Origin of the sequence: Collinsella sp. AF08-23 (genome assembly GCF_003479805.1) — a bacterium.
Lineage (GTDB): Bacteria > Actinomycetota > Coriobacteriia > Coriobacteriales > Coriobacteriaceae > Collinsella.
Map to the genome: position 1 here is coordinate 99156 of NZ_QUHV01000008.1, position 9210 is coordinate 108365.

Below are 9210 nucleotides of genomic sequence, written 5' to 3' on the forward strand. Positions count from 1 at the left end.
CTATCCCGGCAATGCCACAAACGCTGTCAAAAGCTTTACGAATGCGTTAAGGTTTTAACATGGCACTCTTCAACGACATATACGACATCGCAGCCGACGGGTACGGGATAATCACCGCCGCGCAGGCTCCTGCGGCGCGGCCACGGCGTGTACAAGCTCGCGCGCTAGGCGCCCACGTCCTACAACGCCTACGCCGAAGCCGTGGCGCTCGGGGGCGGCGGGACCTACCTGCATGGCGAGCCCGTGTTCGCCATGCACGGCCTGGCGCTGGTCGACCCGCGCGCAATCGAGGTCGCGACGCCGAAGCGGGCGCGCCCAAGGGCGAGCGCACCACGTCCTACGAGGACATCCCCTCCCAGCGCGTGGCCGACGCCATAAAGTCCTGCGGCGGATCGGAGATGCCCGCCCGGCTCCTCGAGACCACCAAGCAGGCGTGCGGCGAGGGCCTGGTCACCGCCGGTGAGTACGAAGGATTGGAAAGGGAGCTGGCATGACGCGGCCTATAACGCCCAACAGCAGAAGGAACCTGGACCTCGCCATAGACAGGCTCTGCGCGAAAACTGGCGACGAGCCAGGCCGTGCGAACGGTGACGTTTGATCCTGATGGGCTGGAGACATAAAGCACCGCCCGCAAACCAGCAAGATTGCCGAAGGGTGCAGATACAAGGCCGGCGAATTAAACCTCTGAGGACGGGCGACGAAGGGCACAGATACCCTCACCAGCGCACCCGCCGCCCGATAACGACCAAGTATGTTTCAGGTGACCGCGAACCGACCGTAGCCAACCGCAAGCTGACCGCCCCCAACCGGTAGCCATGCGAGAAACGAGGACAATTCATGGAGTCAAAATACGAGGAGATGGCCCGGCGGATGAGGGCCGACGGCGTAAGCGAGGAGATGATAGCCAGGTTCGTCGCGGAGGAGGTAGAGGAAGACGAGTTCCGCCGCAGCAAGGGCGTCACCGAGATCGAGGCGTTGCGGGAATGGAAGAAGATCCCCGAGCATATCCGCAAGCTGCTGCTCGCCAACGCGTTCTGCCATAACTGCGGCACGACGGAGTTCGCGCCCGGCTACACGCTGCGCATGCGTCACGAGCGCGTGCTCGTTGAGGGTTGCTGCACGGAATGCGAAGCCGAAGTAGCAAGGCTTTGCGATTAGCCGTTCACGAAGTCCTGCTGGGAATAGGTAGCTGCTGGATGATCAGCGCCCCCGGGAACCGGGATGCCCCCAACCGTTGGGCCAATCCCTCTAACGAGAAAGTCCGTCATTATCACAACTTGCCAATCCCTCCTACCTGAACAGCTCGTCGTGACCACCAGTGCGCTCGAAGAAGGCGACCTCGTCGTTGGCCGACCATATCACCAGCCAATCGCCGGCGTTCGCCACGTGGCACTCGTTCCTCCCGGCCCAACTACCGCTCAGGCGGTGCATGTTGTGGCGGCGTTTGAGAGTCTCCAGCGACTCGGGGGTGTTCTCCAGCACCAGGTCGATGAGCTTCTGCAGCTCAGCTAAATCCCAATTGCGCCGCTTCGCCTTCTTTTTGAGGTCGCGAGAGAATGCAGCGGAGAAATCTGCCGTGAGCCTGCCCATTAGGCCATCGCTGCCGCGATGAGATCGGCTGCGTTGTCAAAGCGGCCTTTCTCGCCAGAGGACAGAAAGGCGTCGCCCTCGCGGATAGCCTCTAGGCTCTCGATGCTGGGCTCGTCGGGAGCGAAGGTCAGGGGGATGCGGCGCGTGTTCACCATCTGCTTGTAAAACGCGCGCGTGACCGATGAGAGATCAAGGCCGTAGTAATCGGCCACCTCGGAAGCACCGCGCTTCAAGTCGTCGTCAACGCGTATGGTCAAAGTAGAGCTAGACATGATACTCCTATCGACGTATGTGCAGATATATTATACTGCACATACGTTAGCTCCTCAAGCAAGGCTGACCAGTCCATTAGTTGCAAAACCACGCCTATAGGCAGGAGGCGCCGACGCCGTCCATTCCCTCCTCGCCGAGGGGCCGAGGGTTAGTCGAGCCTAATCGGCCTCTCGGGCCTCTTCCTCCCCAAACAGTACGGGCAGTAGCCCGGCTTGGCCCTCACCCTGTCGCGGACGGCCATCTGTGTATTTGGTCAAGTAAAAGTTTCCGAAAGGGACTGCGGTGGTGATCCTGGACCAAAACGGGACAGGAAGGAAGCCGCATGTTCAGCACCGAACAGCGAAGGATCTCAATCGAGACCTTCATCAGATTCGATCATAGCCATGCAGACGCGATTGCGGAGCCGGGGTACCCGACGAGGCATTCGCTCAGGGCCTGGCACAAGGACTATCTGGGGCATGGGGAGGTCAGGCCCCCGAAGCGGCGGCGGGAGCCCAAGTTCACCTTGGAGATGAGGCAGGCCGCCGTGGACTATTACCTCGCGCACGGAAAGAGCCTCGCCAGGATCATGCGCAGGATGGGCTATCCCGCCAGCGGGGAGTGCCTCTGCGACCGGATCGACGAGCTTGCCCCCGGGCAGGGGAGATACAGGGGGCCGAGCCCGAAGGCGGGTCCTGTCCCGCTCGCGGAGAAGATACAGGCGGTGGCCGAGCCCGGGTCCCGCGGCGGAACCGCTGCGGAGGTCGCCGAGAAGCACGGCGTGTCGAGGACGGCGCCCCACGCCTGGCGAAGGGAGATGATGGGCGATAATGTCGGGGACACCGAAGAGAAAGGCGTCCCCGTGAGCAAGGAATACGACGGCCTGCCAGACGACATCGAGGTCCTGCAGGACATGTTGCGAGAGGCGAGCAGCTCAGGCGGGTGCAGCTCGGGCTCGACGTGCGCCAGGCGACCCTCGAGATGGTAAAAAAAGACCAGGGCGCCGACCCAGAGCCGCTGACGAACGAGGAGAAGGCGGCGATGGTGGAGGCGCTGAGGGCTGAATACAAGCTCTGCGAGATCCTGCCCGTGGCGGGCATGGCCAAGAGCAGCTACGAATACGCCAGGAACGCCCAGGCCGGAGGCGAGGCCGAAGAGCGCGCCGCAGCGCGGAAGGCGGTCATCGAGGCGTCCGGGGCCAGCGGCGGCACATACGGCTACAGGCGCGTGCACGCCCAGGTCAACGCCGATGCGGGGGACGGCGCGGCGATCGGCGGGCGGACCGTGCGCAGCATCATGGAGGAGGAGAACCTGGTCGCGAGGGCCGCCAGGAAGAAGCGCCGGTACAGCTCCTACGAGGGCGAGATCTCGGAGGCGCCCGAGAACCTGCTGCGCGACGAGCGGGGCAAGCATCACTTCCGCTCGAACAAGCCGAACGAGCTCTGGATAACCGACGCGGCCGAGTTCCGCATCCCCGCCGGCAAGGCGTGCCTGTCGCCCATCGTGGACTGCTTCGACGGCATGCCGCCGAGCTGGCCGGTATCGACCTCGCCCGACGCCGAGATGGCCAACTCGTCGCCGCTCGGCGCGTGCAAGCGGCTCGGCGGGGGAGACCATCCCAAGATCCACTCGGACCGCGGCCGCCATTGCCGCCGGCCGGGATGGATAGGGATATGCGATGAGAACGGCCTGGTCAGATCGATGCCGGGGAAGGGATGCAGCCCCGGCAGCGCGAGGTGCGAGGGCTTCTTCGGGAGGCTGAAGATAGAGTTCTTCCACGGCTGCGACTGGGCCGGGGTTACACTCGAGGAGTTCATGGACATGCTCGACGCCCACCTCAGATGGTACGGGGATGTCAGGATAAAGGGCGACCTGGATTACAGGAGCCCCATGCAGTACCGCAGGGATTTGGGCCTAGCAGCATAGGATGAATTCGGTCCAAGATTCCCACCGCAGTCCCTTTTCGTAAATCAGACGTTACCAAATACACATCTGGTAGACGTGGCCGCACTCGCCGCGCCACCATACGGGCTTGCGGCTTACGGCCTGCACGCCGGTGGGCTTCAAGCGCTTGTTCATGCGCGGGTGCCACATCGCCGCTATGACGGGATGCTGGCGGCCAGGTCGTTGTAGCCGGCGAGCACCTTGCGCCCCGAGCAGTACGGGCAGCCCGGGTCCGCCTTGCCCTTGCGCCTCGGTTCGCTATGAGGCCGGACCACTCGTGGCCCTCCTTGCACTTCCTCCAGACGCGCTTGTTGGAGCTGGCGATCACGTCGGTCGGCTTTAGGTCGCCGTTGCGCTCGAAATCCCATTCAGCTACGAGCTCGGGATACGCGGTGGCCAGGTCGTTGTAGCCGCGCAGCAGCTTGCGGTCCTTGCAGTACGGGCAGCTGTCGTCGACACGCGTGGAGCGCATGCTCGCCTTCTCGCGCCATAGCGAAAACCTCTCGGAGCTTTCTCGACCGAAACGGGAAAACTCCGAGAGGCTTATCGTTCTACACGCTTGTTTTGACGTTCACTGAACAAGCGCAAGGCGAAAGCTCGGTCAACCCAGAGCTTCCGATTCTGCAGCCGCATCAGGCATCGGCTTTCGCACAGCCAGAGCAGAAGTTCCAGTCGACGGTTCCGCGAAGCTCACTGTCACGGTAATTGCCCTCGTCATCGGAAACGGGCGAGTCGAACACCCTGTCAGCCACAAAGGAGCCATCGAAATCAATCGGAATCTTGACGCACTTAACGCGGGATTCCTTGCCCGCCAGGTCGAGCCTGCTAATCGTAGCGACGAGCCGCACCTCGTTCTCGTAGGACCAAGACCGGTGCTTCGCTATCTGCCCTATGCCGTTAAAGGCCCGGCCGCTCATAACATGACGGCCCCCTTCTAGCGACGACCTGCCAACGGTGACGTTGCCGTCAGCATGATTCTGGAAGTAAAGGATGTCAACAAGGCGGAGCCTCAGCCTGTCAGCCGGCAGCTCCATGAGGCATTGAAACCTCCCGTCTGTACCGAACCAGCCGCATTCGTACGATTCGCGGCCCATCGCCCCCTGCAACGTTCGGCGATCGAAGTTGATCATCGCCCCATTGCCATCCATGCCCCCATAGAGCATCCACATCGCGACACTTTCGGTGGAGGAAGCCGAGAAGCACGCCCCAAAACGCTTGGTCGACATGAAGAAGGGGTTGAAATGCTCGCGGTCGTATTTATCGTTCCAGCTCGCGCCGTCGGTCAGGTACAGCGCGCTGTCCCTCAAGATGCCAGCTATGCGGGCGCGGGTCGCGTAATGCTTGTACTCTCGATGCATTCCGCCCCTGTCGGCCAGAAACGCAAGCACATCCTTATACCCCTCCAAGTGCTCCTGCGACTGCGAGTGACATAAGACGTCATCTCTGAGAACTTGCTTCTCATAGGCAGTTAGAACGCTCGCTAGAGTCCACTTTGTCTCTTTGGTGCTGACCCGTTCTCCCATCAAACACCTCCGCTGTTATGCGTTTCGTGGCTATCCTTGCTTGCGCCACACCATCTTATCCACCACGCCAGTATAGCTCTGAATGATCTCACGACCTTAGTGCTCACGGTTTCATCTGCGTAATCGGGCACGGGCGCCTCGGGATAGCTGCCCTCGGCGTCTAGGGCCACAGCAGTATGCACAGCTTGCAGAAGGCCTCTCTCGAAAATGCCCGACAGCGTGAAACACGCCTTGTCACAGTTCGCGCGCCTGCCTCTGGCCGCTCTTCTATGCGGAGTCGTTTCTATCAGTAGCCGCCCACCAGCCCGTGATGCCGGGCCTGCAGGCCAGCACCTCGTCGCAGGCGTCGCCATGCTCGTACGTTTCCTCCAACGTCACGGGACGAGGCCCTATTACTGACAACCCTTTTGTCAAGACAAAAAACAAGATTACCTGCAGAAATGCTCCGACTAGATAGCTGAACTACCTGTTTTCTAGAGCTTGAACCTCCAGACCTTTGCAGCTCATGCCGACCGCCATTGGCGATGAACCAGCTCCGAAAAACTGCCTCCAGATCGGATAAAGAATCGTCCCATTGGGACAGATTCCCAATGGGACGATTCTTCGCATCAACGTCGACGCATACACAAACCCAGCGATGTAGCGAAACGGCAAATCTGAACAAATCGCGAGGCTTTAAAGCATCAACGAGCAACACCGGCTTAGCTCGCAGCTAAGGACGAATGCCTCGACCGCCGCTATAATTCAAATGGATAATGGAATGGCATAGCGCATTGGAGACGTATGGCAAAGAAGAAGCAGAAGAAGCAGCCACAGGTACAAACGCCGGAACTTTTCACCGTCTACTACATGAATCAAGACAAGGTTTTCGAGATGCGCATGCTCCTTGACAACCGGCTTCGAACAGGGCACACGGGAGAGAAAACGGGCACGACATCGAGCGAAGCAAACATCAACGCCGAAGCCGACGCAAAAGTCCCGTTTCTCACAGAGCTACAGGGCCGCATCGAAGGAAAGATCGGCCACGAGAAACAGACCAGAATGGTCGATACGCTGGAATACATCCACACAAAAAGCCGTATGCTCTCCGACATCATCGCCCGTTGCAACATCTTTGAGGGGAACTCGGCCAACGAAGGCGACCTCGTTTACATCGACGACGTCAATCTGGAGCTCCTCAACGAAGACGAGGTACGCGCACTCGTCGCGATCATGACGGGGACGCTCGACGGCTTCACAGTTCCCGAGTCAGGCGGGCTCGATATCGGGCACATGTTTCAATCGATAGTAAAGGCGGGGGCATCGTTCAAGCTGAGAGGCGAAGCCGGACATGGCTGCGGCGGCCCCATCCTCCTGAAAATACCCATCGACAGCGGCAGCCTCTTCGAAAGCGGATACTCAATCGACGACCTGCTCATAGGCAAGGTCGGCGTCGTGGGAATCTGCAAGGGCAAGGTAAAAACGGACGACCTGCGCAGCTCATTCGACTACTTCCAGGCCAAAGACAAGCAGCAGCCAAGCGAAGACGACGACTTCATCGAGTGCGCGGAAGACGCGGGCACGGAACCCGAAGACCCGCGAGACGAAGGCGATGGAGAGCCCACCTACATCGACGTGCTCTCGATTATCCAGGCCGTAAAAGCAAAACCAGAAGCGTAGCCCATGCTCAAACTGACGACTTACAGACGCAACCAATTCCCCAATCTCAAGGCGAAGCTTGAGGAAGACGGTTACACCTACGCGTCGGCAATGGAGCTGGGCAGCACGCAGAAGCTCGCCTCGCTGTGCAGCGAAGGCCCCGTCGCTGTCGACGTCTCGCCGCTGCTGCCGCTCCTCAATCCCACCAGCTGCCTCAACGACACCGCATCCGTCACTGAAGTTCTAATGCACCAGCTTCCCGACGACGCGCTGTTCGTGGCCGATGAGAACGCGGCAGCGGGTCATGAATACGACATGCGCACGTTGTTCGACGAAATCGAGAAATCAGAAATCGAAGGAGAGCCCACCGAGGAAGCAATGCGGGCCGAACGCGGAGCAAAGCTCCTCATAGACCTGAGCAGCGAGAAGACCGACAAGCTCCTTGACGACTTCGACAGCAACCTCATCGGCCAGGGTCCGTTCAAAAAGGAGCTTCGCAAGCAGGTCGGAGTCTTCAGGCTGTTCAACTCCATCGGCGAGCAGCCGATACTGTCCATGTTCCTGCTCGGCCCGTCCGGCGTCGGCAAGACCGAGACGGCCCGCATCCTCAGCGACCTGCTCGCCCCTGGCCAGCCCCTCCCGAAGATCAACTTCGGCAACTACAGCAGCAAAGACTCCCTCAACTCGCTCATCGGAAGCCCGCGCGGCTACATCGGCAGCGAAGAGGGCGAGCTCTCCTTGAAAATCGAGGCCAGCGAATCCGGCGTCATCCTCATAGACGAGTTCGAGAAGGCCAACCCAGCGGTTTGGAACTTCTTCCTCGACCTGCTTGAGAACGGGCATTTCACCGACTCACAGGGCACGATGCACGACCTCGACGGCTATATCATCGTATTCACGTCCAACGCTCCAAAAGAAGAGGTGCGGGAGAAGTTCCCACCCGAGCTCCTCTCCCGCTTCAGCCTCAAGACAAGGTTGACCCCTCTGAGCACAGAGGACAAGCACGCATTCGTGCGACGCTATATCGAAAACGTCGCGACGAAGTACCAACGCACTCGCAACACGCTTCCCCGTCCCGACGATGTAGTAAACGTAGCATTGGAGGGGATCGACGTTTCGAAAGAAGGGAATATCCGAGTACTCAAGAATGAGGCCCGCAAATGGTTTGCCGACTACATAAATGAATGCGCCGATCTTTAAGCGCCATGCCGCGCTGTTTCCGCGATTCCAGGTCACGGATAACAGCAAGTACAACGAAAGCACCACTACTCTGCCAGCGTATTCCTGTCGCCGCATTCAGCAGAGGCGCCGGCGTGCTCGGCATCGCCCCTCCTGCACCTAAATCGAACGTCTCCATGCGCCCGCAACCCACGCATCCATTGAAAACGACGCGGACCCCCATAGCTGCCACGCATATAGCCGCCCAGTCCAATATTCGCAAGATCACGCCTATAGGCAGGAGGCACCGACCCGCCTCTCCCATTCCTTCCTCGCCGAGGGGCTGAGGGCTAGTCGAGCCTTATCGGCCTCTCGGGCCTCTTCCTCCCCGAACAGTACGGGCAGTAGCCCGGCTTGGCCCTCACCCTGTCGCGGACGGCCATCTGGTAGACGTGGCCGCACTCGCCGCGCCACCATACGGGCTTGCGGCTTACGGCCTGCACTGTTGATGTGCAATAAGAAGTGGTCCGGTAGTGTCCCGAAAGTTGGTGTAGACGCCTAGAATCACAACCGTATTCTAGCCCAACATCTAGGCCGCCCTCCTTCCGATCGGGTTGTCGGCGAGCACGACGTCGATGATGCGCCGCGCGTGCTCCTCGGCGGTGCCCTCGTATGCCCGGGAGGGCGCCGCGGGCGCGGCCGAGGCCAGCGCCTGGGCTATCGACTCCTCGGAGAACCACCTCCTCGCCTCCCAGTCCTCGTCCATCTCCGAGAAGACGGCCCCCAGCATCCTGATGAGCGGGCGCCTCGACGGGAAGACCTGGACCACGCGCGAGCGCCTCTTGAGCTCGCGGTTAGCCCTCTCCTGCACGTTGTTGGTCCGCAGCCGCCTGTGATGGGCGTACGGGAGGTCCAGGTACGCAAGCGCGTCGGCCTCGGCGTCCTCCAGGAGCCGTGAGGCCCTGGGGGCAGATGCCCGATATCTCCTCGCACGCCAGGTGGTAGAGCTCGCGCACGAGGCCGGGATCGCGCTCCGCGAAGACCGCGTGCGGGATCGCCGGCACGGCTGATGTGGCTATACTAAATTGGACAGTCGGATGAGAGT

The 9210-nt window shown here is 60.7% G+C and carries 13 protein-coding genes and 1 pseudogene; 6 read left to right on the top strand and 8 right to left on the bottom strand.

Annotated features, from left to right (window positions below):
- Nucleotides 1-59 precede the first annotated feature (59 nt).
- Nucleotides 60-494 carry a hypothetical protein gene (locus DWV48_RS06055; RefSeq protein ID WP_118653923.1) on the top strand — a complete coding sequence of 145 codons (435 nt, stop codon included), beginning with the start codon at nt 60-62 and terminating at the stop codon, nt 492-494.
- Nucleotides 495-837: 343 nt separating this feature from the next.
- Complete coding sequence (locus tag DWV48_RS06060; protein WP_147352848.1) at nt 838-1158, top strand: hypothetical protein; 321 nt, start codon at nt 838-840, stop codon at nt 1156-1158.
- A 132-nt stretch (nt 1159-1290) separates the two neighbouring features.
- Here DWV48_RS06060 and DWV48_RS06065 read toward each other — a convergent pair whose 3' ends face one another.
- Together DWV48_RS06065 and DWV48_RS06070 are read right to left on the bottom strand one after the other, a co-directional pair.
- Nucleotides 1291-1590, bottom strand: coding sequence for a type II toxin-antitoxin system YafQ family toxin (locus DWV48_RS06065; protein ID WP_117679038.1), 300 nt, complete (start codon nt 1588-1590; stop codon nt 1291-1293).
- Complete coding sequence (locus DWV48_RS06070; protein ID WP_118653925.1) at nt 1590-1862, bottom strand: type II toxin-antitoxin system RelB/DinJ family antitoxin; 273 nt, start codon at nt 1860-1862, stop codon at nt 1590-1592. The genes DWV48_RS06065 and DWV48_RS06070 overlap by 1 nt, the downstream gene beginning before the upstream one ends.
- Before the next feature lie 323 nt (nt 1863-2185).
- Here DWV48_RS06070 and DWV48_RS06075 point away from each other — a divergent pair, with 323 nt between their 5' ends.
- On the top strand, nt 2186-2830 hold the full coding sequence (locus tag DWV48_RS06075) for a transposase (RefSeq protein WP_118653926.1): 645 nt from the start codon (nt 2186-2188) through the stop codon (nt 2828-2830).
- Entirely contained in the window at nt 2824-3768 is a 945-nt protein-coding gene (locus DWV48_RS06080) for an IS3 family transposase (RefSeq protein ID WP_233546195.1), read from the top strand. Before DWV48_RS06075 ends, DWV48_RS06080 begins: the two co-directional genes overlap by 7 nt.
- A 51-nt stretch (nt 3769-3819) precedes the next feature.
- Here DWV48_RS06080 and DWV48_RS06085 read toward each other — a convergent pair whose 3' ends face one another.
- The 4 genes and pseudogenes from DWV48_RS06085 to DWV48_RS09405 form a co-directional block, all read right to left on the bottom strand.
- The gene (locus tag DWV48_RS06085) at nt 3820-3921 is read right to left on the bottom strand and encodes a zinc-ribbon domain-containing protein (protein ID WP_158574835.1); all 102 of its coding nucleotides are present in this window, start codon (nt 3919-3921) and stop codon (nt 3820-3822) included.
- Between the two features lie 172 nt (nt 3922-4093).
- Nucleotides 4094-4258, bottom strand: a pseudogene (locus DWV48_RS09520) (zinc-ribbon domain-containing protein); the annotation flags it as partial.
- Between the two features lie 160 nt (nt 4259-4418).
- Complete coding sequence (locus DWV48_RS06095) at nt 4419-5309, bottom strand: DUF2971 domain-containing protein (RefSeq protein WP_118653929.1); 891 nt, start codon at nt 5307-5309, stop codon at nt 4419-4421.
- A gap of 267 nt (nt 5310-5576) precedes the next feature.
- Nucleotides 5577-5735 carry a sugar transferase gene (locus DWV48_RS09405; protein ID WP_369834838.1) on the bottom strand — a complete coding sequence of 53 codons (159 nt, stop codon included), beginning with the start codon at nt 5733-5735 and terminating at the stop codon, nt 5577-5579.
- A gap of 357 nt (nt 5736-6092) precedes the next feature.
- Between DWV48_RS09405 and DWV48_RS06110 the strand changes: the two genes are divergently transcribed.
- Together DWV48_RS06110 and DWV48_RS06115 are read left to right on the top strand one after the other, a co-directional pair.
- Nucleotides 6093-6968 (top strand): hypothetical protein, encoded by an 876-nt coding sequence (locus DWV48_RS06110; RefSeq protein WP_118653931.1) that lies wholly within the window; start codon nt 6093-6095, stop codon nt 6966-6968.
- A 3-nt stretch (nt 6969-6971) separates the two neighbouring features.
- The gene (locus DWV48_RS06115; protein ID WP_118653932.1) at nt 6972-8147 is read left to right on the top strand and encodes an AAA family ATPase; all 1176 of its coding nucleotides are present in this window, start codon (nt 6972-6974) and stop codon (nt 8145-8147) included.
- A gap of 308 nt (nt 8148-8455) precedes the next feature.
- Here DWV48_RS06115 and DWV48_RS09525 read toward each other — a convergent pair whose 3' ends face one another.
- Entirely contained in the window at nt 8456-8608 is a 153-nt protein-coding gene (locus tag DWV48_RS09525) for a zinc-ribbon domain-containing protein (protein WP_158574836.1), read from the bottom strand.
- An 86-nt stretch (nt 8609-8694) separates the two neighbouring features.
- Nucleotides 8695-9132 (bottom strand): transposase, encoded by a 438-nt coding sequence (locus DWV48_RS06125; protein ID WP_118653934.1) that lies wholly within the window; start codon nt 9130-9132, stop codon nt 8695-8697.
- Between the last annotated feature and the right edge of the window lie 78 nt (nt 9133-9210).